General features: G+C 70.2%; 31 protein-coding genes. 14 read left to right on the top strand and 17 right to left on the bottom strand.

From position 1 onward, the window contains the following. From AC1XX3_RS12690 to AC1XX3_RS12670, 5 genes are all read right to left on the bottom strand, one after another. Positions 1–570: a MarR family winged helix-turn-helix transcriptional regulator gene (locus AC1XX3_RS12690; protein ID WP_483321506.1), complete on the bottom strand. Its 570-nt coding sequence runs from the start codon at positions 568–570 to the stop codon at positions 1–3. An 8-nt stretch (positions 571–578) separates the two neighbouring features. After that, positions 579–1,124, bottom strand: a complete 546-nt coding sequence (locus AC1XX3_RS12685; protein WP_483321505.1) for a PH domain-containing protein — start codon at positions 1,122–1,124, stop codon at positions 579–581. A gap of 4 nt (positions 1,125–1,128) precedes the next feature. Continuing rightward, on the bottom strand, positions 1,129–1,293 hold the full coding sequence (locus AC1XX3_RS12680) for a hypothetical protein (protein ID WP_483321504.1): 165 nt from the start codon (positions 1,291–1,293) through the stop codon (positions 1,129–1,131). A 96-nt stretch (positions 1,294–1,389) separates the two neighbouring features. Further along, a complete protein-coding gene (gene meaB, locus AC1XX3_RS12675; RefSeq protein ID WP_483321503.1) occupies positions 1,390–2,337 on the bottom strand; it encodes a methylmalonyl Co-A mutase-associated GTPase MeaB in 948 nt (315 codons plus the stop codon). 7 nt (positions 2,338–2,344) lie between these two features. Further along, the gene (locus tag AC1XX3_RS12670) at positions 2,345–3,547 is read right to left on the bottom strand and encodes an acetyl-CoA C-acetyltransferase (RefSeq protein WP_483321502.1); all 1,203 of its coding nucleotides are present in this window, start codon (positions 3,545–3,547) and stop codon (positions 2,345–2,347) included. An 88-nt stretch (positions 3,548–3,635) separates the two neighbouring features. Here AC1XX3_RS12670 and mce point away from each other — a divergent pair, with 88 nt between their 5' ends. The 4 genes from mce to AC1XX3_RS12650 all read left to right on the top strand — a co-directional run bounded on the left by mce (position 3,636) and on the right by AC1XX3_RS12650 (position 7,889). Continuing rightward, the gene (gene mce, locus AC1XX3_RS12665) at positions 3,636–4,118 is read left to right on the top strand and encodes a methylmalonyl-CoA epimerase (RefSeq protein ID WP_483321501.1); all 483 of its coding nucleotides are present in this window, start codon (positions 3,636–3,638) and stop codon (positions 4,116–4,118) included. Between the two features lie 58 nt (positions 4,119–4,176). Next, on the top strand, positions 4,177–5,580 hold the full coding sequence (locus AC1XX3_RS12660) for a hypothetical protein (protein WP_483321500.1): 1,404 nt from the start codon (positions 4,177–4,179) through the stop codon (positions 5,578–5,580). Positions 5,581–5,679: 99 nt separating this feature from the next. Further along, positions 5,680–6,480: an SDR family NAD(P)-dependent oxidoreductase gene (locus AC1XX3_RS12655; protein WP_483321499.1), complete on the top strand. Its 801-nt coding sequence runs from the start codon at positions 5,680–5,682 to the stop codon at positions 6,478–6,480. Positions 6,481–6,611: 131 nt separating this feature from the next. Further along, entirely contained in the window at positions 6,612–7,889 is a 1,278-nt protein-coding gene (locus AC1XX3_RS12650) for a DivIVA domain-containing protein (protein ID WP_483321498.1), read from the top strand. 34 nt (positions 7,890–7,923) lie between these two features. On the opposite strand, the gene nucS is transcribed toward AC1XX3_RS12650, so the two are convergent. Next, positions 7,924–8,631, bottom strand: a complete 708-nt coding sequence (nucS, locus tag AC1XX3_RS12645) for an endonuclease NucS (protein ID WP_483321497.1) — start codon at positions 8,629–8,631, stop codon at positions 7,924–7,926. A gap of 85 nt (positions 8,632–8,716) precedes the next feature. On the opposite strand from nucS, the gene AC1XX3_RS12640 reads away from it, so the two are divergent. Genes AC1XX3_RS12640 through AC1XX3_RS12620 form a run of 5 tightly spaced genes read left to right on the top strand, consistent with a single transcriptional unit; the run spans position 8,717 to position 11,363 of the window. After that, positions 8,717–9,925: a 3-hydroxyacyl-CoA dehydrogenase gene (locus AC1XX3_RS12640; protein WP_483321496.1), complete on the top strand. Its 1,209-nt coding sequence runs from the start codon at positions 8,717–8,719 to the stop codon at positions 9,923–9,925. Positions 9,926–9,928: 3 nt separating this feature from the next. After that, the gene (locus AC1XX3_RS12635) at positions 9,929–10,201 is read left to right on the top strand and encodes a hypothetical protein (protein ID WP_483321495.1); all 273 of its coding nucleotides are present in this window, start codon (positions 9,929–9,931) and stop codon (positions 10,199–10,201) included. After that, positions 10,198–11,028: an alpha/beta fold hydrolase gene (locus AC1XX3_RS12630; RefSeq protein WP_483321494.1), complete on the top strand. Its 831-nt coding sequence runs from the start codon at positions 10,198–10,200 to the stop codon at positions 11,026–11,028. The genes AC1XX3_RS12635 and AC1XX3_RS12630 overlap by 4 nt, the downstream gene beginning before the upstream one ends. Then, positions 11,029–11,190 carry a hypothetical protein gene (locus AC1XX3_RS12625; RefSeq protein WP_483321493.1) on the top strand — a complete coding sequence of 54 codons (162 nt, stop codon included), beginning with the start codon at positions 11,029–11,031 and terminating at the stop codon, positions 11,188–11,190. Beyond that, on the top strand, positions 11,187–11,363 hold the full coding sequence (locus AC1XX3_RS12620) for a hypothetical protein (RefSeq protein ID WP_483321492.1): 177 nt from the start codon (positions 11,187–11,189) through the stop codon (positions 11,361–11,363). The genes AC1XX3_RS12625 and AC1XX3_RS12620 overlap by 4 nt, the downstream gene beginning before the upstream one ends. On the opposite strand, the gene AC1XX3_RS12615 is transcribed toward AC1XX3_RS12620, so the two are convergent. Further along, complete coding sequence (locus AC1XX3_RS12615) at positions 11,335–11,715, bottom strand: hypothetical protein (RefSeq protein ID WP_483321491.1); 381 nt, start codon at positions 11,713–11,715, stop codon at positions 11,335–11,337. The two genes, AC1XX3_RS12620 and AC1XX3_RS12615, sit on opposite strands and share 29 nt — an antisense overlap. Here AC1XX3_RS12615 and AC1XX3_RS12610 point away from each other — a divergent pair. After that, positions 11,699–12,766, top strand: coding sequence for a hypothetical protein (locus AC1XX3_RS12610; protein WP_483321490.1), 1,068 nt, complete (start codon positions 11,699–11,701; stop codon positions 12,764–12,766). The genes AC1XX3_RS12615 and AC1XX3_RS12610 overlap by 17 nt on opposite strands. On the opposite strand, the gene AC1XX3_RS12605 is transcribed toward AC1XX3_RS12610, so the two are convergent. Both AC1XX3_RS12605 and AC1XX3_RS12600 read right to left on the bottom strand, forming a co-directional pair. Continuing rightward, positions 12,744–13,742: a phosphotransferase enzyme family protein gene (locus AC1XX3_RS12605; protein WP_483321489.1), complete on the bottom strand. Its 999-nt coding sequence runs from the start codon at positions 13,740–13,742 to the stop codon at positions 12,744–12,746. The two genes, AC1XX3_RS12610 and AC1XX3_RS12605, sit on opposite strands and share 23 nt — an antisense overlap. A 10-nt stretch (positions 13,743–13,752) precedes the next feature. Further along, the gene (locus tag AC1XX3_RS12600; RefSeq protein WP_483321488.1) at positions 13,753–14,439 is read right to left on the bottom strand and encodes a peptidylprolyl isomerase; all 687 of its coding nucleotides are present in this window, start codon (positions 14,437–14,439) and stop codon (positions 13,753–13,755) included. 79 nt (positions 14,440–14,518) lie between these two features. Here AC1XX3_RS12600 and AC1XX3_RS12595 point away from each other — a divergent pair, with 79 nt between their 5' ends. Genes AC1XX3_RS12595 through AC1XX3_RS12585 form a run of 3 tightly spaced genes read left to right on the top strand, consistent with a single transcriptional unit; the run spans position 14,519 to position 17,120 of the window. Further along, complete coding sequence (locus AC1XX3_RS12595; RefSeq protein WP_483321487.1) at positions 14,519–15,172, top strand: cob(I)yrinic acid a,c-diamide adenosyltransferase; 654 nt, start codon at positions 14,519–14,521, stop codon at positions 15,170–15,172. Between the two features lie 57 nt (positions 15,173–15,229). Continuing rightward, entirely contained in the window at positions 15,230–16,291 is a 1,062-nt protein-coding gene (locus tag AC1XX3_RS12590) for a sugar phosphate isomerase/epimerase family protein (protein WP_483321486.1), read from the top strand. Between the two features lie 52 nt (positions 16,292–16,343). Next, positions 16,344–17,120 carry a hypothetical protein gene (locus AC1XX3_RS12585; RefSeq protein ID WP_483321485.1) on the top strand — a complete coding sequence of 259 codons (777 nt, stop codon included), beginning with the start codon at positions 16,344–16,346 and terminating at the stop codon, positions 17,118–17,120. A gap of 7 nt (positions 17,121–17,127) precedes the next feature. On the opposite strand, the gene AC1XX3_RS12580 is transcribed toward AC1XX3_RS12585, so the two are convergent. Beyond that, positions 17,128–18,207: a fatty acid desaturase family protein gene (locus AC1XX3_RS12580; RefSeq protein ID WP_483321484.1), complete on the bottom strand. Its 1,080-nt coding sequence runs from the start codon at positions 18,205–18,207 to the stop codon at positions 17,128–17,130. A 307-nt stretch (positions 18,208–18,514) separates the two neighbouring features. On the opposite strand from AC1XX3_RS12580, the gene AC1XX3_RS12575 reads away from it, so the two are divergent. Further along, complete coding sequence (locus tag AC1XX3_RS12575; protein ID WP_483321483.1) at positions 18,515–18,640, top strand: hypothetical protein; 126 nt, start codon at positions 18,515–18,517, stop codon at positions 18,638–18,640. Between the two features lie 131 nt (positions 18,641–18,771). Here AC1XX3_RS12575 and AC1XX3_RS12570 read toward each other — a convergent pair whose 3' ends face one another. The 7 genes from AC1XX3_RS12570 to AC1XX3_RS12540 form a co-directional block, all read right to left on the bottom strand. Continuing rightward, positions 18,772–19,218 carry a DUF2550 domain-containing protein gene (locus AC1XX3_RS12570; protein WP_483321482.1) on the bottom strand — a complete coding sequence of 149 codons (447 nt, stop codon included), beginning with the start codon at positions 19,216–19,218 and terminating at the stop codon, positions 18,772–18,774. A gap of 53 nt (positions 19,219–19,271) precedes the next feature. Continuing rightward, a complete protein-coding gene (locus tag AC1XX3_RS12565; RefSeq protein WP_483321481.1) occupies positions 19,272–19,673 on the bottom strand; it encodes a F0F1 ATP synthase subunit epsilon in 402 nt (133 codons plus the stop codon). A 30-nt stretch (positions 19,674–19,703) separates the two neighbouring features. Then, a complete protein-coding gene (gene atpD / locus AC1XX3_RS12560) occupies positions 19,704–21,158 on the bottom strand; it encodes a F0F1 ATP synthase subunit beta (protein WP_483321480.1) in 1,455 nt (484 codons plus the stop codon). Between the two features lie 23 nt (positions 21,159–21,181). After that, positions 21,182–22,093, bottom strand: a complete 912-nt coding sequence (locus tag AC1XX3_RS12555; RefSeq protein WP_483321479.1) for a F0F1 ATP synthase subunit gamma — start codon at positions 22,091–22,093, stop codon at positions 21,182–21,184. Positions 22,094–22,129: 36 nt separating this feature from the next. Beyond that, a complete protein-coding gene (atpA, locus tag AC1XX3_RS12550) occupies positions 22,130–23,764 on the bottom strand; it encodes a F0F1 ATP synthase subunit alpha (protein WP_483321478.1) in 1,635 nt (544 codons plus the stop codon). Positions 23,765–23,825: 61 nt separating this feature from the next. Further along, entirely contained in the window at positions 23,826–24,680 is an 855-nt protein-coding gene (locus tag AC1XX3_RS12545; RefSeq protein WP_483321477.1) for a F0F1 ATP synthase subunit delta, read from the bottom strand. Continuing rightward, on the bottom strand, positions 24,677–25,228 hold the full coding sequence (locus AC1XX3_RS12540; RefSeq protein WP_483321476.1) for a F0F1 ATP synthase subunit B: 552 nt from the start codon (positions 25,226–25,228) through the stop codon (positions 24,677–24,679). Before AC1XX3_RS12540 ends, AC1XX3_RS12545 begins: the two co-directional genes overlap by 4 nt. Between the last annotated feature and the right edge of the window lie 6 nt (positions 25,229–25,234).

Raw genomic sequence — 25,234 nt, 5'->3', positions numbered from 1 at the left:
TCAGAAGTCCCCGGCCGCCTCGCGCGGGGCGACCAGGACCTGCGTCAGTGCGTCGCACTGCTCTTCGGTCAGCGAGCCGAGGGCGAACTGGGCGTCGAGGATGATCTCGGTGGCCTGCTCCATCACCGCCCGGCCCTTGGGCGTGATCGAGGCGAGCACCGCCCGCCCATCCTCGGGATGCGGCGATCGCTTGATCAGCTCGGCACTCTCCAGCCGCTTGACCAGCGGGGTGACCGAGGTGGCGTGCACCTGGAGTCGCTCCCCGATCTTGCCGAGCGGCAGCGCACCGCGGCGGGAGAACGCCAGCAGCACCAGCACCTCGTAGCGGGCGAACGTCAGGTTCAGCGGCCGAAGCCGCTCGTCGAGCTCGGTCAGGACCAGCTGGTGCACCCGCATCAGTGACGTGACGGCGCGCATCCGCGGGGTCTCACCCCAGCGCTCGGACCACAGCCGCGACGCTTCCTCGATCGGGTCGAACGGCAGCCGGTGTCGTCCCCGACCGACGTCGCCCTTCGGGATCCGCACCGCAGCGCCCGGTTCGGACCGTGGTTCGCTCGTTCTGTCGGGCACGCGATCAGTCACGGTGGTCCATTTTCCACCGTGCCGTGCATGCTGGCGCGCAGGCCCGCCCGTTGGATCACCGTCTGGATCACCGTGTCGCGGGCGTCCGGGCGCCCGACGTAGCGGATGTCGCGCAGGCCCTGATCCTGGGCGGCGGACTCGAAGACGAGGTGGCCGTAGCCGAAGAGCCTTCCCAGCAGGGGTTTCTCGACAGTGATGTCGAGGATCCTCGACATCGGCATGGTGGCCCGGTTCTGGGACAGGATGCCGTGGACCCGAAAGACCCGCATGTTCGTGATCACGAACCGGTCCATGTGTTGGCCCAGGATCCGCCAGCAGGCCTGCAGAGCGATCCCGAGCGCGAGAACGATCGGCACCCAGGCGAGCCGGGCATCCAGGAACAACGCGGCGACGAAAATGACCACGGCCAGCACCAACCGCAGCACCGGTCCGGCGATGGCCATCCAGTGCCGGCGTACCTCGTCGACGATCTGCTCACCGTCGGCCAGCAGCAGGTACTTGTCGACGTGAGGGTCGACCACCCGGCTGAGACCGCTGAACACCGACCTAGCCCGCGAGGGTGGTGAAGAAGGTGACGATCGACTCGAAGGCGCCGCCCACGGCGTCGAAGGCGCCACGCACGGCAGTCGCTGCGGCCTCCGGGCGGGTGACGAGATAGAAGGCCGCGAAGGTCACCACCAACACCAGCAGGATCTTCTTGACCAGTTTCATGTCGGACCTCACCAGACTTGACTCTTCTGCGGATGCAGAACGCCCCTTGTATACAGCACCCGAGGCGGCCGGCGGTGGTGCCACGCCGCAGTCGCCTCAGACCTGCCCGGCGACCTGGTCAGCGGCCGTGAAGGGATCGGTACGCCCGTCGCGGACGGCCTCGGCGAGCGCCTCCAGCCCGGCCCGGCCGGTCAGCGTGAAGCGCGACCTGATCATCGCCAGGGCCAGGGCTGTCACCTCGTCGCGGGCCCGGGCCAACCGCCGCCGCTGCCAGCTTCCGTCGGCCCGGGTCGCGTCCTGATGGGCCGCCACCGCGGCGACCAGGTCATCGATGCCCTCGTTGCGCGAGGCCACCGTGGTGACGATCCGCGGCTTCCACTCCCCCGGCGCCCGGTCGGCCATCCCGATCATGGTGCGCAGGTCGCGCACCAGCGCCGGCGCCCCGTCCCGGTCACTCTTGTTGACCACGAACACGTCACCGATCTCGAGGATGCCGGCCTTGGCCGCCTGGACCCCGTCGCCCATCCCGGGCGCCAGCAGCACCACGGTGGTATCGGCGGTGGCGGTGATCTCCACCTCGGACTGGCCGACCCCGACGGTCTCGACCAGCACCGTGTCGCAGCCGGCCGCGTCGAACACCCGGATGGCCTGGGGGGCGGCGACGGCGAGCCCGCCGAGGTGACCGCGGGTGGCCATCGATCGGATGAACACCTCGCGGTCCAGGGCATGCTCCTGCATCCGCACCCGGTCGCCGAGCAGCGCACCACCGGTGAAGGGCGAGGAGGGATCCACGGCGAGCACGCCCACCCGGTCACCGCGGTGGCGCAGCGCGTGCACCAGGGCCGACGTCGTCGTGGACTTGCCAACCCCGGGCGACCCGGTCAGCCCCACCACCCGCGCCCGACCGGTGTCGGGGGCGAGCTCGCGCATCACCGACCGCAGCACCGGGGCGGCGTTCTCCACCAGCGAGATCAGCCGGCCCACCGCCCGCGGGTCGCCACGGCGGACCGCGGCCAGCAGCGTGTCCAGGTCGTCGAAGGCCACCGGCGGCTCAGCCCCGCACCGGGACCGTCAGGACCAAGGCGTCGCCCTGACCGCCGCCCCCGCACAGCGCCGCCACGCCGGTCCCGCCACCGGCCCGGCCAAGCTCCAGCGCCAGGTGCAGCACCAACCGGGCGCCGGAGGCCCCGATCGGGTGGCCGAGCGCGATCGCGCCGCCGTTCACGTTCACCTTCGCGTCCGCCTGGTCCGCGGTCAGGCCCAGCGCCCGGGCGCTGGCGACGCCGACGGCGGCGAAGGCCTCGTTGATCTCGATCAGGTCCAGCTCCGTCGGCGCCAGGCCCTGCTTGCGACAGGCCACCTCGATGGCGCGGGCCGGCTGCAGCTGCAGCGACGAGTCCGGACCGGCGACCTGCCCGTACGCGCCGATCTCGGCCAGCACGCTCAGCCCGCGCTCGTCGGCCACCCGTCGGCTGGTCACCACCACTGCCGCCGCGCCGTCGGAGATGGGGCTCGACGAGCCGGCCGTGATGGTGCCGTCCGGGGCGAACGCCGGGGCCAAGGTGGCCAGCGACTCCGCGGTGACGCCGGGGCGGATGCCCTCGTCGCGGTCGACCACCACGTCGTCGCCGCGACGCTGAGGTATCCGGACCGCGACGATCTCCTCCGCCATCAGCCCGGACTCGGTGGCGGCCTGGGCGCGGCGATGCGAGCGGGCCGCGTACGCGTCCTGCTCCTCCCGGCTGACACCGACGTCACCCAGGTTGCAGCCCTCGGTCAGCGAACCCATCGCCTGGTCGGTGAACGCGTCCCAGAGCCCGTCGTGGGCCAGGTGGTCGCGCAGCGTCACGTCGCCGTACTTGAAGCCGGAGCGGGACCGGGGCAACAGGTGTGGCGCCGATGTCATCGACTCCATCCCCCCGGCCACGACGATGTCGCACTCACCGGCGCGGATCAGCTGGTCGGCCAGCGCGATGGCGTTCAGACCGGACAGGCACACCTTGTTGACGGTGATGGCGGGGACCGTGAGAGGGATCCCGCCCTTCGCCGCGGCCTGCCGGGCCGGGAGCTGGCCGTTGCCCGCCTGCAGCACCTGACCCATGATCACGTAGTCCACGTCGGCGCCCCGCACGCCCGACCGCTCGAGGGCGGCCGCGATGGCGAACCCGCCGAGGTCGGCGGCGGAGAAGTCCTTGAGTCCGCCGAGGAGCTTCCCGATCGGGGTCCGTGCCCCGCCCACGATGACCGATCCCATGACCCTCCTCGTTCCGCCGCGCCGCGCATCACGGTGGCCGTACCGACCGCCGACGCCAGTCTGGCACCTGTGCGCGACACTAGCCGACGTGAGCACACCCGCCCCGGGGTCGGTCCTGGCCCCGTACCTGCTGGCCGTGGACCATGTCGGCATCGCTGTCGCCGACCTGGACGCCGCCATCGCGTTCCACACCGAGGTGCTGGGTCTGCGGCTGGTCCATCGCGAGGTCAACGAGGCCCAGGGTGTCGCAGAGGCGATGCTCGCCGCCGGTCCGGAGAACCCCGCCGCCAGCCAGGTCCAGCTCCTCGCGCCGCTCGGTCCGGACTCCGCACTCGCCACGTTTCTGCAGCGTTCCGGCCCGGGGCTGCAGCAGCTGGCTTATCGGGTCAGCGACGTGGCTGCGGCCGCGGCCGCCTTGCGGGAGCATGGCCTGCGGGTGCTCTACGATCACGCCCGGACTGGCACCCGGGGCTCGGCGATCAACTTCGTGCACCCGAAGGACACCGGCGGCGTACTGGTGGAGCTGGTGCAAGTTAACGATCTCGAAACGCAGCCGCCGACTGCCGGCTGACCCCAGGACTCCGCACGCCCAGCCGCTACGGTGGGTGATGATCACGAGAGGACCCGATGTGACTTCTTCCGACGAGACCGGACTCAACCTTTTCGACGAGACGGCGAGCGCCGTCGGCAACTTCCCGGCTGCGCTGCGTGGCTACGACCGAACCGCGGTCGACGACTACGTCCGTACGCTCGAAGGAGCAGTGGTGCACGCCCGTCGGCAGGCCGGCGGTCTGGAGCAGCGGGTGGAGGAGCTCGAGCGACAGCTCCAAGACGCCTCCTCCCGCACCGCCGCCGAGGACGTGGACTACACCAACCTCGGCGGGCGGGCCACCGACATCCTCCGGTTGGCCGAGGAGCAGGCCCGCGAGGTCGTCGACCGGGCGACCACCGATGCGGAGCGGATCAAGGAGGTGGCGCGCCGAGAGGCCGACGCCGCGCGGCTGTCCGCCGAACGTGATGGTGGCGAGCTGCGGAGCCGTGGCCTGGCCGAGATCCAGCAGCTACGGGCGCGCGGCGAGGAGGATGCGGCCCAACAGCTGGCCGAGGCCAAGGCGACAGCCGCCGCCATCGTCGCCGCCGCCCGTCGCGAGGGCGAGGCGCTGCGGCGCGAGGCCGAGCAGGAGGTGCAGACGCTGCGCCAGACGGCCTATCTCGACACCGAGACGCTGCGGCGCACGGTGGAGAAGGAGGCTGCCGACGTCCGGCAGCAGATCGCCGCCGAGCGGGAGCAGGCCATCGCCCAGCTCCGCGCCGTGCACGAGGAGTCGGTCGCCCGGACCGCCGCTCTGCTGGCCGAGGCCAGCCAGCACAACAAGGAGGCCACCGAGCGGCTGGAGGCCGACATCGCCGAGGCGGTGCGGATCCGTGCCGAGGCACTGGCCGAGGCCGAACGCGTCAAGCTCGAGGCCCTGCGCGAGACCGAGGAGCGGATCGCTGTGGCCAAGAAGCAGGCCGCCGCCATCAACGACCGTACGCAGCAGGAGTTCTCCTGGCGCAAGCAGCAGCTGCGGCGCGAGACCGAGCTGCTCACCCAGCGCAAGCAGGCGGTGATGAATCAGCTGGCCAGTCTGTCGGCGCTGGCCGAGCAGACCGCGTCGACGTTCCCCGAGCTCGAGGAGATGGACGACTTCGACGGCGACAGCCCCGACCGTACGGTGCTCCGGCCGCCGAGCCTGCCGCCGTCGATGCCACCGGCCGGTTCCCGCTCAGCCCATGACACCGACAGTTCCGACGCCGACAGCTCCGACACCGACCGTTCCGACACCGACCGTTCCGACACCGACAACGCCAACACCGACAATGCTGATCCTGGCGCCGAGGCTGACCCTGGCCCCGACGAGGAGACAACGCTGATCCGCGAGACCCCGGCGCCGGAGGCGGATCCGGACGCGACGGTGCTGATCCCACCGGGACAGCTGCCGCCGGCCGGGACCGAACGCCTGCGCGCCAACCAGCCGGGCGACCAGGGCTGAGCCGGGGGGCGGTGGACGAAGTTCCACCGCTGTCGGCGCGGTGAAGCCTGTTGTCGGGCAAGGGACGCGGCTGCCGTCCCGGGCGTCTACGCTGCCCTCATGGCAGCTCCTGGACGCGGCGTGTTGATCACCGGCTCGTCGCGCGGGGTGGGCGCAGCGGCCGCACGAACCTTCGCCGAGCGTGGCGACCGGGTCGCGGTGCACTACCACTCGGGTGAGGAGCTGGCTCGCCGGCTGCTGTCGGAGCTCCCGGGGACGGGGCACTGCGTGGTCCAGGGCGATCTGTCCCAGCCGGGTGCTGTTCGTGACCTGGCCGGACAAGCCATCGCCGCGCTGGGTCGGGTGGACGTGCTGGTGAACAACGCAGCCCTCTTCCTCAACCCCAGCCAGGGAAGTCGGCGCGGGGATCACCGCATCACCGACGTGGACTACGACGCGTGGGTGCAGGCCTGGCAGACCACGTTGGCCACGAACCTGATGGGCGCCGCCAATCTGACCTGGTGCATCGCCCGTCACATGATCGAGGTGCCGCCGGCCGAGGGTCTGCCCCGGGGACGCATCGTCAACGTGGGCTCGCGCGGCGCCTACCGCGGTGAGCCGGACGTGCCCGCATACGGTGCCAGCAAGGCCGGGCTGCACGCGTTCGGGCAGTCGATGGCTGTCGCGCTGGCCCCCGAGGGCATCAGTGTGGTCAGTCTGGCGCCCGGTTTCATCGCCACCGACATGGCCGCCGCTGCGCTGGACGGCCCCGGCGGCGACGCCGTTCGAGGCCAGAGCCCGTTCGACCGGGTGGCCACGCCGGAAGAGGTGGCCGCCGCCATCGTGACCCTGGCTGAGCCGAGCGCCGAATGGGTCTCCGGCGCGGTGGTCGACTTCAACGGCGCGAGCTATCTGCGCTGAGCCGACACCGGTCGTCGCGCTTTGGCAGCGCTTCGACCCAGAAGTTAGGCTGAGCACGCCCGGGGGCCCGACAGCGCGGTGCGGGAGCGGCCCGGAGCCGACCCGAACTCAGCACAGTGAGGAACTCGAACGTGACCGCACTCGACCATCACCAGCGTGCAGCTGGATCCGCCTTCCCCGTGGTTCGCCGGGGGTACGACCCCGCTGCGGTCGACGACTACGTGCGGCGCGTCACCGAGCACCTCGACAGCGTGGAAGCCGCCACCGCACAGGAGAAGGAGCAGCTGACCCGCCAGCTCGCCGAGCTGCAGTCGCGTGCCGCGGACAACGAGCCGAGCTACGCCAACCTCGGAGGTCGCGCCGGCGACATCTTGCGCATCGCCGAGGAGCAGGCGCGCGACGTCACCGAGCAGGCCAACCGGGACGCCGACCGTACGATCGAGGAGGCGCGGCTGGAGGCTCGGCGGGTCAGCGAGAACACCGCCGCCGAGCTCGCCGACGTCAAGGCCGCTGAGCTGGCCTCGGTGGAGGCGCTGCGACGTCAGGGCGAGACCGACGCGGCCGCCGTGGTGGAGAAGGCGATGGCGGAGTCCGCCCAGCTGCTGGCCGCCGCCCGGCTGCGCGCCGAGGCCGTCACCGCCGAGGCCGACGCGGCCGCCCGCGCTCTGCTGCAGGCAGCCGAGCTGGAGGCCCAGTCGCTGCGCGTCACCGCCGAGGCGGAAGCGTCGGCGTTGCGTGCGGCCGCGGAGAGCGACGTCGCCACCGCACGGGCGGAGGCCGAGAACGAGGCCAACGCCGTTCGGGCCGCGGCGCTGGCGCAGCGGGAGCAGACCCTGGCCGAGCTGCGCGACGCCCACGACCAGGCGACCGCGAAGACCAGTGCGCTGCTGGCCGAGGCGACCGCGCGGCACAGCGAGTCCGCGGAGCACCTGAGTCGCGAGACCGAGCAGGCAGCGCAGGTCAGGGCCACCGCCCTCGCCGAGGCCGAGCAGACGCGGCTCGCCGCCGCCCGCGACGCCGAGGCTATGGTCACCGAGGCCCGGCAGCGCGCGAGCACGATCGACGAGCGGGCACGGCAGGAGTTCGCCTGGCGCAAGCGGCAGATGCGGACCGAGCAGGACCTGCTCAACCGCCGCAAGCACGAGATGCTCAGCCAGCTGGCCTCACTCAGCGCCCTGGCCCTGCAGACCGCGGAGAACCTGCCCGAGGTGCCGGAGCTGTCCTACTCCGATGTGGCCGGCGAGGACACCGAGTCGGCTGCGTCCGAGTCACCGGCGTCCGAATCAGCGGCGCCCGAACCGGCCGGGTCCGAACCGGCTGGGTCCGAACCGGCCGGGTCTGAAACGGCCGGGTCCGGACCGGCTGGGTCCGAACCGGGTGCGCCCGAGTCGGGCACTGCCCGCAGCTGAGCCGCCGTACCCCTGCCTGGCGGGGCCCGGCCGACTAGAAGAGCCGCTCCGACGGGTCGTCCATCCCGCGCAGCAGGTCATAGTCGACGGTCACGCAGGTGATGCCGCGGTCCTGGGCCAGCACCTTCGCCTGCGGCTTGATCTGCTGGGCGGCGAAGACGCCGTGCACGTCGCCGAGCAGCGGGTCGCGGCGCATCAGCTCGAGATAGCGGGTCAGCTGCTCCACCCCGTCGATGTCGCCGCGCCTCTTGACCTCCACCGCCACGTAGCGGCCGCCGGCGTCGCGGCAGAGCAGGTCGACCGGGCCGATCGGGGTGAGGTATTCCCGGCGTACCAGCGACCAGCCGGGTCCGAAGGTCTCCGGGTGCTCGGCCAACAACGCCTGCAGATGGGCTTCCACGCCGTCCTTGCGCAGCCCGGGGTCGACGCCGAGCTCGTGGCTGGAGTCGTGCAGCACGTCGGCCAGCGAGATCTGCAGGGTGTCGCCGTCTCTGCCCTTGACCTCCCAGACCGCTGTCAGCGGCTCGGGACCGGGCACCGCGTCATCGGCGGGATCCGGAGGCGGCAGCTCGGTCAGCGTGCACGGCGGGCTCATCCAGTTGAGCGGCTTGTATGCCCGGTCGTCGGCGTGGATGGAGACCGACCCGTCGGACTTGACCAGGATGAGCCGAGTCGCCATCGGGAGGTGGGCGGTCAGCCGACCCGCGTAGTCCACCTGACACCGAGCAATCACCAAACGCACGGGCCTCACCGTACCCGAGACGTCGCGCCGCTCCGGCGGCTGCGCACACCGAGGGCTCGGTTCGGCCATCTGCGAGACTTTGCCGGTGGACAAGTTCGCCGAGCAGAGCGTGGCCGTCGTCGGGCTGGGCGCCATGGGCGCCGGGATCGCCGAGGTCTTTGCTCGCAGCGGGTACGCGGTCACCGGCATCGAGGACAACGCCGCGGCCCTGGACCGCGGTCGGGACATCCTGACCCGCTCCACCGACCGCGCCGTGGCCCGGGGCAAGCTCACCACCGCGGCCCAGCGCACGCTGCACGACCGGGTCGAGCTGACCACCGATCTCGCTCGGGTGGCCGGGTCGTCGCTGGTGATCGAAGCGGTCAGCGAGGACCTCGCGCTGAAGACATCGCTGTTCACCCGCATCGACAAGGCTGCTGATCCCGACGCCGTCCTGGCCACGAACACGTCATCGCTGTCGGTCACCGCCATCGCCGCCGCGACCAGTCGGCCCGAGCGGGTGGTCGGTGTGCATTTCTTCAACCCGGCCCCGGTCCAGCCGCTGGTGGAGGTCGTCGCGACGATACGGAGCGACCCAGCGGTGCTCGACCAGGTTCGGTCGGTGTTGGCTGCGGTGGGCAAGAGTCCGATCACCTGCACCGACCGCGCCGGTTTCGTGGTCAACGCCTTGCTGGTGTCCTACCTGAACCGCGCCGTCCGGCTCTACGCCGACGGGTGGGCGAGCCGGGAGGAGATCGACGCGGCGATGACCGAACGGGCCGGCTATCCGATGGGCCCGCTGGCCCTGCTGGATTTGGTCGGCCTCGACGTCTCCCTCGCCGTCTGCGAACGGCTGTACGACGAGACGAAGGATCCGACGCAGGCACCCGCCCCGCTGCTGCGGACGCTGGTCACCGCGGGAATGCTCGGCCGGAAGTCGGGTCAGGGCTTCTACGGCTACGCCGACGCCGCGGCGCCGGCCGTGCTGGCTCCCCCTCGCCGGCCACGGACGGACGAGGTGGTGGACGCCCTCGTCACGCCCTACCTCAACGCCGCTGTCCGGATGGTCGAGACCGGCTACGCCCGCTGCTCCGACATCGACACCGGGATGAGCCTGGGCTGCGCGATGCCCAAGCCGTTCGACCTGCTGGCCGAGCTCGGCCCGGTCGCGGTCCGTGACACCCAGGCCGCGATCTTCGATGAGACCGCGCAGCCAACCGACCGGCCGACCCGGCTGCTCGAACAGCTGGCCGCCGACCCGGACCCCGCCACCGCCCTGGCCGCGCTGCGGTCTGACGCACCCGGACGGGGCTGACCGGTGGCCCGTCGACCCAGCAAGCACACCCGTCCGGCTCGACCGCTGAGCTCCGGCCACGCCAGCGCCGCCACCAAGCACGACGGCCGCTGGATCGTCCGCAGCATCTCCGGCGCCGCGGCCACCAAGGCGTACCGCTGTCCCGGCTGCAACCAGTCGATCGCGCCGGGCACGCCGCACGTCGTCGTCTGGCCCGACCAGCCAGGTCTGCTGTCGGCCAGTGGCCTGGACGAGCGGCGACACTGGCACACCAGCTGCTGGCAGCGCCGCCGATGAGCGCCACCGACTCGGGCAGCCTGTACACCACCACCATCGGAGACACCGGTCCGGCGGTCGTCTTCCTGCACGGCCTCTTCGGTCAGGGCAAGAATTGGACCTCGGTCGCCAAGGCCCTCGCCGATGACCACCGCTGCCTGCTCGTCGACCTGCCCGATCACGGCCGCTCACCGTGGTCCGAACGGTTCAGCTATCTGGCCATGGCCGAGAAGGTCGCCGGCACCATTGCCGACCACGTGCGGCGCTCAGCTGACCCCCGGGTGGCGGTCGTGGGCCACTCGATGGGCGGCAAGGTGGCGATGGCGCTGGGCCTGACCCACCCGCAGCTGGTGGAACGGCTGTGCGTGGTGGACATCGCCCCGGTGCGCTACGAGCGGCTCTCCAACTTCGCCGAGTACGTCCGTGGCATGCGCGCCCTAGACCTCGACACGCTGGCCGACCGTACCGCCGCGGACGCCGGCCTGCAGCCGTACGTCGCCGACCCCACCATCCGCTCCTTCTTGCTGCAGAACCTCCGCCGGGACGGCAGTCGCTGGCGCTGGCAGATGAACCTGGACCTGCTCGGCGACTCCCTGCCCGCGCTCGGTGACTGGCCCGAGCTGGACGTCGACCCGTACCCCGGGCCGGTGCTGTGGATGGCCGGTGCCGACTCCGACTACATCACCCCCGAACGCGTCCCCGCGATGCGCCGCCTGTTCCCGCAGACGTTGTCGCTGACCGTCAAACGGAGCGGGCACTGGGTGCACGCGGAACAGCCGACGGTCTTCGTCGACGCACTGCGCCGATTCGTGGCGCCGCTGCGCACCAGTCTCGTGAAGGAGTCCTGAATGCCCCTGTCGTCGTCCTACCTGCCTCGGCTGCTGCTGCCGCTCGATGTCGCGCCGTCGCCGGCCGACGCTGCTGCCCCGGTGGTGATCATCGTGGTGCTGGCCGTGGTGGTGGCCGTCGGCCTGATCATCGTCCTCCGCGCACTCCGGCGACGCCGGTGACTGCCCTGGCGGTGGCCCAGCTGCTCGCCATGGTGGTGCTGCAGACCCCCGAGCCCGTCTTCCCGAGCCGGACCAACGGCTTCGCCGGCACCATCGTGATCGCGCTGGTGGTCGTTGGCCTGCTGGCGCTGGTCACGGTCTGGATCAGCCGGAAACCCAAGCACCGGCGCTGACCAGGGGCGCCAGCACCAGCCCGGCGAGAACCGAGGCTGCGTTGACGCCGAGCGCCACCAGGTAGGCCCAGCCGGCCTCCCGGTGGAGAGCGACGGCGAGAACGGTGCCCTCCACCACGACCACGGCCAGCTCGGCCAGTGCCAAGGCGAGCACCGGCTCCGTCGCCGACCACCGGGTCGCCGTCAGTGCCGCCCATAGCAGCGGGTGCGTCGCCAGATTGACCCCGAGAGCGAGCACGATGACGCTTCTCGGCCGCAGGCCGTGGCCGGAATCGGCGGTGCGCCACGACAGCCAGCCCAGAGCGCGGAACGCCAGCAGATAGGAAGGCACCTCGATGACGCAGGTCAGCACGAGCGATGCCCACCAGCTCGCTCCGACCACGGGCACCAGTGTGCCTGCTGCTCAGCTGCTGGTCGCGGTCATCGGCGGTTCGGCCGTGGTGGCGCTCGGCATCGCCCTGCGCGCGCCGCTGAGCACCACGGTGCTCGGGCTGATGGTGTTCGGTGTGCTGCACAACGTGCTGGAGATCCGCTACGTCGCCGGCCGATTCGCGGGTCTGCTCACCGGCCGGTTCCTGCTGCTGCTGCTGGGCCTGAGCACCGGCATCGTCGGCTGCCGGCTGGCCGCCGGCTGGTGGCCCGCACCGGCGCGCACCGCCGAGATCGTGCTGGGTTACGCCATCCTGGCCGCCGGCTGCCTCATCGGGCTGCGTGGGGTGCGGCTGCTGGTCGGGCTGGTCGGCCTGGTCCTCGCCGCGGTCGCCTCGCTGAGCGCGCCGGCGTACCACTTCGTGGTGCTGACCCACCTGCACAACCTGGTGCCGCTGGTCTTCTTGTGGGACTGGGCGCGGCGGCTGCCGCGCGCACGCGCACGGTTCGCGTTCCGGTTCGCTCAGGTCGGCTGGGTGGTGGTCGTACCCACGCTGGTCCTGGTGGGGGTGTTCGACCGGTGGACGTCGGTGAACCCGGGCCTGGTGCAGCGGTTCGTCGGCTCCGGCGCCCAGGTGGTCGCGGCCAGCGCTCCCCCGGCCGCCGACCCGGTCTGGGGGCTGCGCTTCCTCGTCGTCTTCGCCTTCTTGCAGACCATGCACTACGTCGTCTGGGTCGGGTTCCTGCCGCGTTTCGCCCCGGACGCGGCCGCCGCGTTCGACGCCAGGGTGCCGTGGCTGCGGGGCTGGCGCGCCTGGGCCGTCGGCCTCGGGGGCGGTGGGGTGCTGGCGGTGCTGTTCGTCAGCGACTACATCCAGGGCAAGGCGCTGTACGCCGCACTGGCGACCTATCACGCCTATCTGGAGTTTCCGGTGCTGCTGGCGCTGATCGTCGGTGCCCGGACGCTCACCGTGGGGTCGGCGACCGAAGGCGGGGTCACCGCCCCATCCGTTAGCGGGCCTGGCGGTCGATGACGGCCAGGGCCGACAGCTCGCGGTCCACCCAGCCCTCGGTCAGCGTGGCCGTCCCGAGCAGAGCCGGCTTCTGGACCAGGTGGAAACCCAGGTTGGCCACCAGCTCGAGGGTACGCAGCGCCGGTTGAGCGGCCAGCTCGGCGTCCGTCAGCGGACGAACCGCGATATAGCCGGCGAGGAATGCCCCCGCGTGCGGCGTCGACAGCGCCCCGGTCAGGTCGGCGCAGGTCCAGCCCGGCCCGGACAGATCGAAGTCGTGCAGGCGCAGCCCCGCCGAGGTGCGATGCAGGTTGTCGAGCGAGGCGTCACCGTGCCGCACCCCGTGCCGCAGCTCCCCGGGCTGTGGCTCCCCGGGGACTGTGGGCACCTGCGGTCCGCCGCCGATCAGGTCCGCCAGCTGAGCCATCGCCAAGTCGACGGTGCGCTCGACCAGCTGCTGCTGCGGTGTGCCGGCGAGGGCGTCCAGCACCCCGGGCAGCCGGGCGAGGGGGTCCGCGGCTGCCCGTGGCCACGGGGTGACGAAAGCGTCGCCCACCTCGTGGAAGCGGGCCAGCAGGGTGCCGAAGTCGGCGTAGAGTTGATCCGACCACGGCGGCACCGGCTTCTCGCCGCCGGCCCAGCGGGTCAGCGCGTACGGCCGCGGCCCCTCGGGCGCGTCCAACACCCCGACCAGGTCGCCATCGAGTCTTGGCTGCGGCTCCGCCGCGCTGAGCGCCACGCCGACCAGCCGGCCGGCCAGCTCCTGCTCCCATCGCACCTCATCGGCCGACCAGCCGTCAGCGGCGTAGACCTTGAGCGCGAAGCGCGGGGTGCCGACCTGGTCGATCAGGACGAAGACGTCATTGACCAGCGAGCGGTACAACCGTGGGTGCAGTCCGGTGAGCCCGTACTCGGCGGTGACCAGCACCTCCACCGCCGCCGGGGCGGGCAGCGACCGCAGCCACCGCCGTCGCGGCTCCCCGGGCTCCGCAGTCATGCTCGCCGGCTCACCCGGTGGTGCGCACGGAAATGATCTCCGACGGGTTGTTCGGCACCCCGCCGCCACTGGGGCTGGAGCCATCCTGACCCTCGGTCGCCATCCGTGCCACCACACCGCGCGAGGTCTCATCCATCGTCGCGAACACCGTGTAGTCAGCCGACAGCGAGCTGGAGTCCTCATAGACCAAGAAGAACTGGCTGCCATTGGTGTTCGGCCCCGCGTTCGCCATCGCCACCACCCCGGCGCCGTACGTCTCGGTCCCGTCCAGCTCGTCGGCGAAGGTGTAGCCGGGGCCGCCGCTGCCGCTGCCGGACGGGTCGCCGCACTGGAGCACGAAGATGCCCGAGTCGACCAGCCGGTGGCACTTCACCTTGTCGAAGTAGCCCTGGTCGGCCAGCGACAGGAAGGAGTTGACGGTGCAGGGTGCGCGGGCCGGGTCGAGGGTCAGGGTGACGTCACCCTCGGTCATCGCCAAGGTGGCGGACAGGTCGCCGCTGGTCGCCACCCCGGTGGTGGGCGGTGGGTCGACCTGCTTCGCCGGCTGGCCGCTCGCTGGGTATTCGCACTGCTCCTGACCGGCCGGCCCGTTCGGCGCCGCGGCATCCGATCCGGTTGTCGGGATGCTCCCGCAGGCGGTGAGCAGCAGGGTCAGCAGGGCTGCGGGGAGGAGCAGCCGGCGGGCAGATGTCGACACGCCGACCAGCCTGCCACAGGCCGCGATGCATCTCGGGACCCGGACACGCGCCCGTCGGAGATCCCCGTAGGGTTCAGCCATGGTGAACCTGACCCGGATCTACACCCGCACGGGCGACGGTGGCCAGACCCGGCTGTCCGACATGTCGTTGGCCGACAAGACCGATCCCCGCGTCGCGGCGTACGGCGACGTCGACGAGGCCAACTCGGCACTCGGGGTGGCGTTGGCGCTGGGCGGGCTGCCGGTCGAGGTGACCACGGTGCTGCAGCGGATCCAGAACGAGATGTTCGACCTCGGCGCCGACCTCAGCAACCCACTGGCACTCGACGCGGCGTACGAGCCGCTGCGGGTGACGCAGGACTACGTCGACCGGCTGGAAGCCGACTGCGACGCCTTCGGCGACCCGCTGCCGTCGCTGCGCTCCTTCATCCTGCCCGGCGGCACCCCCGCGGCGGCCTACCTACACGTGGCCCGGACGGTCACCCGCCGCGCCGAGCGCGCCGCCTGGCACGCTGCGCAGACCTATGGCACCGAACCGTCCGACGGTGAGCGTCCGGGCGGGATCAACGTGGCGGCCCTGACCTATCTGAACCGGCTGTCGGACCTGCTGTTCATCCTGACCAGGGTGGTCAACGGCACCGACGGCGAGACACTCTGGGTGCCCGGCGGTGACCGGGTGGGCACGTCCACCCCGACCACAGACCGATCCGGACCGCAGCAGCCACCGGCCTGACCGGCCACCCCTACCCTGTATCGAAGTTCCCATCCGATCACAACGAGGAGATCCCAGATGACCGACGACGTAGCCACCCTCGCCGAGGCGACGGGCCAGGCCCAGCCCCGTCAACCCCGACCCGTCACCCTGTTCACCGGGCAGTGGGCCGATCTGCCCTTCGAGGAGGTCTGCCGGCTCGCGTCGGACTGGGGATACGACGGCCTCGAGATCGCCTGCTGGGGCGACCACTTCGACGTGGCCAAGGCGGCGTCGGACCCGGCGTACGTCCAGGCCAAGAAGGACACCCTGGCGAAGTACGGGCTCGGCTGTTGGGCCATCTCGAACCACCTCAACGGCCAGGCCGTCTGCGACCTGGTGGACGACCGGCACAAGAACATGGTGAACCCGCGCGTCTGGGGCGACGGCGACCCGGAGGGGGTGCGCCAGCGCGCCGCCGAGGAGATGAAGATGACGGCCCGCGCCGCCCGGGCTTTCGGGGTCGACACCGTGATCGGCTTCACCGGGTCCTCGATCTGGCACTACGTGGCCATGTTCCCGCCGGTGGCCGACGACGTGATCCAGGCCGGCTACACCGACTTCGCCGACCGCTGGAACCCGATTCTCGACGTGTTCGACGAGGTCGGGGTGAAGTTCGCCCACGAGGTACACCCGTCGGAGATCGCCTACGACTACTGGACCACCGTCGCCACCCTCGAGGCGATCGGACACCGCGAGGCGTTCGGGCTCAACTTCGACCCCTCCCACATGGTGTGGCAGAACCTCGACTACGTCGGCTTCCTGTGGGACTTCAAGGACAAGATCCTGCACGTCGACTGCAAGGACACCAAGCTGCGGATGCACAACGGCCGCAACGGGCAGCTGTCCTCGCACCTGCCGTGGGCCGACCCGCGTCGCGGCTGGGACTTCATCTCGACCGGGCACGGTGACACCCGGTGGGAGGACATCTTCCGGATGCTCAACCACATCGGCTACGCCGGCCCGATCTCGATCGAGTGGGAGGACGCCGGCATGGACCGCCTCGACGGCGCGCCCGAGGCGCTGCAGTTCATCCGCACCCTGAACGCGATCACTCCGCCGGCCTCGTCGTTCGACGCCGCCTTCGCCACCAAGGAGTGAGCTGAGGTCTCCGGGCCCGGCGGCGCCGCCGGGCCCGGAATAGACTTTCACGATGACCTCGCCCCACGACGGTGCGACGACTCCGGCCGCAGTTCCGGGCGAGCCGGATGTGCTCGACTTCGGACCCCGGCCGGTGCGCCGGCGAGCCCGGCGGGCCCTGCTGATCCTGGTCGCGGCGGCCGCAGTGGCTGCGCTCGCCTTCGGCCTCTGGCGCGCGGTCTGGGCGCCGCCGGCGGACTTCACCGCCGACGAGCTCGCCGGGGTCTACGCCGGCATGGTCCGGTCGGACGGGTCCAACGACGTGTCCACCCTGGACCGCGACAGTCCCCGTCCATCGAGCCTCGTGGTCGATCCGGTCGCGTGCAGCCCGCTGTTCAACCCGACCGAGGGCAACCAGTTCCCCGAGGCCGCCGTCGACGGCGTGTCGACGTACTGGCTGAACGAAGGCAGCTCATCGATCTCGCTGTTCACCTATCGCTACCCGGACGCGGCGGCCGCCGACCGGGACTTCGCCGCCGTGGCCGAAGCGCTCGATGCCTGCGCCGTCCGGTCGAGCCTGCGGGTGGCGGGCCGGTCGGTCTCGCTGCGTGCGCTGCCGTCCGCCGGGCGGCCGGCGGACGAGCAGCTCGGCTATCTTCTCGCCCGGCCCGACGGCGGCGGCCGGTTCGCCACCCAGGTCTTCCGGCTGCAGAACACCATCACCTGGCAATACCGCTATCACTACGGTCGCGACGTCGCGGCTGCCACCGATGTCGACCTCGCTGCCGCCCAGCAGCTCACGAACGCGATGCGACAGCAGATGGAGTCGGTGCGCCAGCTGCGCCGCTGACCCGGGCTCAGAACGGGCGGTGGCTGGCCACCAGGGGGCACTCGAACGGGTCGCGGTGACCCAGGCCCACCCGGTTGAGGTACTGCACCACGATCCGGTACGAACGGAACAACCCCACTTCGGTGTACGCCACGCCCCGCTCGGCGCAGAAGGTCCGCACGATCTGTTGCGCAGCCTTCAGGTGCGGCCGGGGCATGCTCGGGAAGAGGTGATGCTCGACCTGGAAGTTCAGGCCGCCCATCATCCAGTCGACGAACGGGTTGCTGCGGATGTTGCGCGAGGTCAGCACCTGGCGGCTCAAGAAGTTGAGCTGGGAACGCTCCTCCAACACCGGCATCCCCTTGTGGTTGGGTGCGAACGACGAGCCCATGTAGACCCCGAACACGGCCAGGAAGACCCCGAGGAACGCCGCGGCCACCCCGGGCGGCAGCAGCACGAACGGCAGCGCACTACCGAGACCGAGACGCACCGCCAGCATCCAGATCTCCATGGCCCGGCGCTTCACCGGGCGCGGGCCGAACACCGTTCGCAACGCGTCCCGATAGAGGTTGATGCCCTCGAGCGTCAGCAGCGGGAAGAAGAGGTAGCCCTGGCGCCGGTTGATCCAGCGGATCACACCCGTACGTTCCCGCGCCTGGTCGGGGGTGAAGGCGACCACCGGGTCGTAGAGGTCGGGGTCCTTGCCGATGGTGTTCGGGTTGCCGTGGTGGCGGTTGTGCTTGTTCAGCCACCAGGAGAAGCTCAGGCCGACGAAGAGGTTGGAGATGACCAGGCCCCACCACTCGTTCGCTCGACCGGAGGCGAAGATCTGCTTGTGTGCGGCTTCGTGCCCGATGAACGCCAGCTGCGTGACGGCGATGCCCAGCACCGCCGCGGCACCCAGCTGGTACCACCCGTCGCCCAGCAGCAGGACGCAGGCCCACGCCAGCACCACGACCGCCAGCGTGAGCGCCAGCTTGGTGATGTAGTAGCCCCGGCGGCGCTCCATCAGCCCGGCGGCGCGGACGAGGTTGAGCAGCTCGGAGTAGTCGCTGGCCGCACGGGTCGGGCGCGGCATCGGTCGTTCGGCGAGAACAGCAGTCGGCATTCAGCCCACCTTTCGGTCAGGTCGACCGGGCCAGGATCGCGAGTGCACAAACGGTGCGGCCGTGGCCAGCGTAGCGGCGCACCGGTCGCTTTTTCCGAGCGGGGCAGAACTTACCTACGGAAGCGTAGGTTTCGACCTACGGGGCGCCAACCACAGCCTCGAGAGCGCCCGCTGTTTGCCGGTGGCCGTTTTGGGGACCATACTGGAAGGGATGAATGCACCTGCCGGGTCCCGGCGACACCTTGCCCACAGTCCTTTCAGTAACCGCGAGAGCGAGCCGGCCAAGGAATTCGCTGTCGATGATCAGGTGAGCCACGACAAGTACGGGGTGGGCAAGATCGCCACCATCGAGGGAAGCTATGCGGTCACCGTGATCTTCGGGACCGAGCGCATCCGGGTCAAGGCTCCCTACACGAAGCTCCACAAGCTCTGAGCGAGCTCCACGCCGGGTGCGGGGTAACGAACGACGTCCTCGCAGTAGCTCTTAGCGCGCCCAGCCGGTCGCCAGCATGACACCAGTAGCCGCAAGAGCGGCGCTCAGAAGCCGCAGGTCGGTCCCGGGGATCAGTAGCCGGCGATACCCGGCGGCGCGGCTTCCAGCCAGCTCAGCATGCCGGTGAGCGACTCCCCGCTCATGGCGAGCTCCCAGTCCTCGTCGGGCGCGTGGTCGAAGGACTCGATCCGCACCACCCGCTGACCGGCGAAGAGCGACACCGCCTCGACCGGGTTCGGGTCCCGCGTCTCGAGTACCCGCACCTCAGGCCGCAGGAACGACATCCGCGGTCGCAGCGACAGCGAGAAGAATCGGAACCATTCCAGGTTCTCCTCGTTGTAGCGCCCGATCCCGAGCACCCAACCGGACCCGGGCGTCGTCTTGCGCAGCCGCAGGCTGCATTCGAAGGTCCCGCCGTCGCGAGCCAGCCAGCGACGGCGCAGCGCGAACAGCAGCAACGGCAGCGCCAGAACCAGGACCAGCACCACCACGATCTCGACCACCCCGAGCCAGCCCACGCCTCCTACCTGCGCTTCTGCGGCGAGGGGGCGTGGGCGGGCGGAGTGGACACCTAGCTGACCTTCTGAGCGGCCTTCACCTGCGCGCTGGCGCGCTGGAAGTTGGCACGGGTCTCTTCGTCGTCCTCACCGGCGTCGAGCCGGCTCTGCGCCTCGGCAAGCTGACGCTCGGCGTCGGCCAGGCTGAGCTCGCCGGCCATGGTGGCGTACTCGCTCAGGATCGACACCCGACCCTGGGCCACCGAGATGAATCCGCCGTCGACGGCGACGATCTCGCGGTTGCCGTCCTCGCCGATCACCTCGACCGCACTCGGCACCAGCACCGCGAGCAGCGGCGAGTGCCCCGGCAGGATGCCGATGTCGCCGTCCACGGTCTTGGCGATGATGTTGGCAGCCTTGCCCGACCAGACGACCTGGTCGGCCGCGACAACCTCGACCTGCATCGGGTCAGCCATGCTGCCGCCCGCCTCGCGCTACGTCGGCCATCACTGCTCTTTCTGCAGCTCAGACCAGCGACGCTCCACGTCCTCCATGCCACCCACGTTGAAGAAGGCCTGCTCGGCGATGTGGTCCACGTCACCGCGGCAGATCATCTGGAAGGCCTCGATGGTCTCCGCCAGCGGCACGGTGGAACCAGGCATGTTGGTGAACTTCTCGGCCATGTAGGTGTTCTGGCTCAGGAACTGCTGGATCCGGCGGGCCCGGTTGACAACGACCTTGTCCTCTTCGGACAGCTCGTCGACACCGAGGATGGCGATGATGTCCTGCAGCTCCTTGTTGCGCTGCAGGATCCCCTTGACCTCGGTGGCGGTGTCGTAGTGGTGCTGACCGATGTACTGCGGGTCCAGGATCCGCGAGGTGGAGGTCAGCGGGTCCACGGCCGGGTACAGACCGCGGGAGGCGATCTCGCGGCTGAGCTCGGTGGTGGCGTCGAGGTGGGCGAAGGTGGTCGCCGGAGCCGGGTCGGTGTAGTCATCGGCGGGCACGTAGATCGCCTGCATCGAGGTGATCGAGTGACCGCGGGTGGAGGTGATCCGCTCCTGCAGCTGACCCATCTCGTCGGCCAGGTTGGGCTGATAGCCCACGGCTGAGGGCATCCGGCCCAACAGGGTCGATACCTCCGAGCCGGCCTGGGTGAACCGGAAGATGTTGTCGATGAACAGCAGCACGTCCTGGTTCTGCACGTCGCGGAAGTACTCCGCCATCGTCAGTGCGCTCAGCGCGACCCGCAGCCGGGTGCCGGGCGGCTCGTCCATCTGGCCGAAGACCAGGGCGGTGTCCTTGAAGACGCCGGCCTCGTCCATCTCGTTGATCAGGTCGTTGCCCTCACGGGTACGCTCCCCCACCCCGGCGAACACCGAGGTGCCACCGAAGTTGTGAGCGATCCGATAGATCATCTCCTGGATCATCACCGTCTTGCCCACGCCGGCGCCGCCGAACAGGCCGATCTTGCCGCCCTGGACGTACGGGGTCAGCAGGTCGAGCACCTTGATGCCGGTCTGCAGCATCTCCGTCTTCGACTCGAGCTGGTCGAACTTCGGCGCAGCGCGGTGGATCGGCCAGCGCTCGGTGATCTCGAACTCCGAGGCGTCCTGGCTGAGGCAGTCACCGGTCACGTTCCAGACCCGGCCCTTGGTCACGTCACCGACGGGCACCGAGATCGGGGCACCGGTGTCGCGCACCTCGGCGCCACGCTGCATGCCGTCGGTCGGCTTCAGCGCGATGGCGCGGACCATGTTGTCGCCGACGTGAAGGGCGACCTCCATCGTCATGGTGGTGGTCTTGCCGTTAATGGTGGTGTCCACCAGCACGGCGTTCATCAGGTCGGGCATCTGGTCGACGGGGAACTCGACGTCCACCACCGGACCGATGACCCGGGCCACCCGGCCCACCCCGAACGACTGGGCCTCGGTGTTGCTCTTCTCCAACGTGACACTCATCTTCATATCCTCACTCTCGGCGCCTAGTCGTTCTGGGCGTTAGCATCCGCCAGCGCGCTGGCGCCGCCGACGATTTCGCTGATCTCTTGGGTGATCTCTGCCTGCCGGGCCTGGTTGGCCTCCCGGGTCAGACGCTCGATCAGGGACTGCGCGTTGTCCGTGGCCGACTTCATAGCCTTCTGCCGGCTGGCGAGCTCGGAGGCGGCCGACTGCAGCAGGCAGTACTGGATCCGGCTGGCCACATACAGCGGCAGCAGCTCGTCCAGCACGGTCTCGGCGTCGGGCTCGAACTCATACAGCGGCAGCAGGTCCTCTTCGGCCGGGGCCGCGTCGCTCTCGACGACCTCGAGCGGCAGCAGCCGGATGATCTCCGGCTTCTGCGTGAGCATCGAGACGAACCGGGTGAAGACGATGTGGATCTCGTCCACGCCGCCTTCCTCGGTCGGGGTGAGGAACGCCTCGATCAGCGCGTTCGCGATCTCCCGTGCGTCGGCGTACGTCGGCGCGTCGGAGAACCCGTCCCAGGCTGCGGCCACCTCACGACGCCGGAAGGCGTAGAAGGCGGCTGCCTTGCGGCCGGCCAGGAACGGCCGGACCTCCTTGCCCTCGCTGTGCAGCAAGGACGTGAGCTGTTCGCCCTCGCGGATGACCGACGACGAGTAGCCGCCGGCCAGACCGCGGTCCGAGGTGATGAGCAGCATGGCCGCCCGGCTCGGGTTGGGCTTCTCGGTGGTCAGCGGGTGGTCGACGTCGGAGAACGTCGCCACCGCCGACACCGCACGGGTCAGCTCGCGGGCGTACGGCGCTGCGGCGGAGGCCCGCTGCTGCGCCTTGATGATCCGCGACGCGGCGATGAGCTCCATCGCCCGGGTGATCTTCTTCGTGGTCGAGACCGAGGTCCGCCGCTGACGCAGCTCACGCAGACTGGCTGGCATGGTCTTCCTCCGCTCGGAGTGGCAGGTTCGGCGCGATCATCGCTTCTGCTTGACGATCTGCTCTTGGCCGACATCCTCGGCGTCCGTGGCCTCGTACTCCTCGCGACCGGCGAGCAGCTTGCCGTCGGACGTCTGGAACTCCTTCTTGAAGTCGGCGATCAGGCCCTTCAGCGCCTCCGCGGTGTCGTCGTTGAAGACCTTCGACTCGCGGATGTTGGTCAGCACGCTGCCGTTGCGACGCAGGTGCTCGAGCAGCTCCTGCTCGAACCGCAGGACGTCGTCGACCGGCACCTCGTCGAACTGGCCGTTGATGCCGGCCCAGACGCTGACGACCTGCTCCTCGACCGGGTACGGGGTGTACTGCGGCTGCTTGAGCAGCTCGACCAGGCGCGCACCGCGGTCCAGCTGACGACGCGAGGTCGCGTCCAGGTCCGAGGCGAACATCGCGAACGCCTCCATGTCACGGAACTGAGCCAGCTCCAGCTTCAACGAGCCGGACACGTTCTTCATGGCCTTGATCTGCGCCGCACCACCGACCCGCGACACCGAGACACCGACGTCGATGGCCGGACGCTGGTTGGCGTTGAACAGGTCGGACTGCAAGAAGATCTGACCGTCGGTGATGGAGATGACGTTGGTCGGGATGAAGGCAGACACGTCGTTGGCCTTGGTCTCCACCATCGGCAGACCCGTCATGGAGCCGCCGCCGAGCTCGTCGGAGAGCTTGGCGCAGCGCTCCAGCAGGCGGGAGTGGAGATAGAAGACGTCACCCGGGTACGCCTCGCGGCCCGGCGGCCGACGCAGCAGCAGCGACATGGCCCGGTAGGCCTCGGCGTGCTTGGTCAGGTCGTCGAACACGATCAAGACGTGCTTGCCGGCGTACATCCAGTGCTGGCCGATGGCCGAGCCGGTGTAGGGCGCGACGTACTTGAAGCCGGCCGGGTCGGACGCGGGCGCGTGCACGATGGTGGTGTACTCCAGCGCGCCGGCCTCCTCCAGGGCGCCGCGGATACCCGCGACGGTGGAGCCCTTCTGACCGATGGCGACATAGATGCAGCGCACCTGCTGCTCCGGGTCACCGGAGGCCCAGGCCTGCTTCTGGTTGATGATCGTGTCGATCGCGATGGCGGTCTTGCCGGTCTTGCGGTCGCCGATGATCAGCTGACGCTGGCCGCGGCCGATCGGGATCATGGCGTCGATCGCCTTGATGCCGGTCTGCAGCGGCTGGCGGACCTCCTGGCGGTCCATCACGCCGGCGGCCTGCAACTCGAGGGCACGGCGGCCTTCGAGGTTCGCGATCTCGCCGAGCCCGTCGATCGGGTTGCCGAGGGCATCGACCGTACGGCCGAGGTAACCGTCGCCGACGGGCACCGACAAGATGTCGCCGGTCCGACGGACGGTGGAGCCCTCCTCGATGCCGGCCGAGTCACCCATGACCACGACACCGATCTCGCGGACGTCCAGGTTCAAGGCGATGCCGAGCGTGCCGTTCTCGAACTCCAGCATCTCGTTGGCCATGGCCGACGGCAGACCCTCGATGCGGGCGATGCCGTCACCGGAGGAGACCACGGTGCCGACCTCTTCGCGGGAGGAGGTCTCCGGGGTGTAGTTCTGGACGAACCGGTCCAGGGCGTCCCGGATGTCCTCCGGGCGAATCGTGAGTTCTGCCATCGCCTAATCCTGCTCTCGTATCTCAATCAGTGGGAAAACGTCGTACTGGCACCGCGACAGCTCAGGAGAAGAGCCGTCGAGCGTTCTGCAGCCTCGTGGCCACCGTACCTTCGATCACTTCGTCGCCGAGCTCCACGCGGACACCGCCGAGCACCTGCTCGTCGACGACCACCTGGACGTGCACCTCGCGACCGACCTGTCGACTCAGCGCTGCCCGCAGTCGATCGACCTGGTCGGACTCCATCGGCCGGGCGACCCGGACGGTGGCGACCAGGCGGTTCTTCTGCTCCGCCGCCAGCGCCACGTAGGACTCCAGCGTGTGGTCGAAGGTCCGGTCCCGGGCGGCCACACCGCGACGAGCCAGCGCGACGGTCGCGTCCGTCACCTTGCCGGCCAGCAGCTCGCCGACCAGCTCACGCCGGTGCTCCAAGCTGACCTGCTGGTCCGACAGCGCGTTGCGCAGGTCAGGGGTGGAGGCGACCAGCCGGGCGAACCGGAACAGCTCGTCCTCGGTCTCCTCCAGCTCACCCGCCGCCTCGGCGTTCTGCAGCTCGGCTCGGACCGCCTGCCGCTCGAGGGCGGCGACGAGGACCCGGGGACCGGGCCACCGCACACCGGCGGCCTCAGCCACGACCGTGACGGCCGCGGCGGAGATCTTGCCGTCGAACAGCCCGTGCACCAGGGCGCGTCGGGCCTGCTCCGGCGAACCGGGGTCGGCCAGAGCACGACGCAGCGTGACCGAGCTGTCCAGCACCTCCACCACGGAGAACAGGTCGTCGGCCACCGTCTCACCGGTGGGCCGGCCACCAGGGGTGACCTTGTCGAGGACCCGGTTGACCACGCCGCCGGCCTTGCGCAGCTGCTCGTCCAGAACCTTGTCGAGGACCGACAGTCGAGCGTCCGAGCTGAGGCTCATGACGAGCTCACCGAGGTGGTGTCACTGTCCTCGAGGTCAGCGAGGAAGCGGTCGACGGTGCGCCGCGCGCGGTCGTCGTCCTCCAGTGACTCGCCGACGATCCGACCGGCCAGGGTGGTGGCCAGGCTGCCGATCTCGCTGCGCAGCTGGTTCATCACCTGGGTCCGCTCGGCCTCGAGCTGTGCCTGGGCACTGGCCGAGATGCGTGCGGCCTCGTTCTGGGCCTGCTCACGCATCTCCGTCAGGATCTGGGCGCCCTGGGTCTTGGCATCCTCACGGATCTTGGCTGCCTCGCCCCGAGCCTCGGCGAGCTGCGCCTGGTAGTGCTCCAGCGCAGCCTGAGCCTCAGCCTGGGCCTTCTCAGCCCTCTCCATACCGCCCTGGATGGCCGCCGTACGCGCCGCGTACGTCTCCTCGAAGCGAGGCATGACCATCTTCTTGATGAGCACGGTGAGGATGGTGATGAAGACGATGGCGACGATGATCTCGACCACGTGCGGCAGCAGTGGTCCCAGATCAGTCGCCAAGGGGATGGCCATGGGTGTCATCCGACC

This window comes from Microlunatus sp. M237 (genome assembly GCF_056896895.1).
Note: the sequence above shows the minus strand (reverse complement) of the source record. Positions and strands in the feature narration are given on the sequence as shown.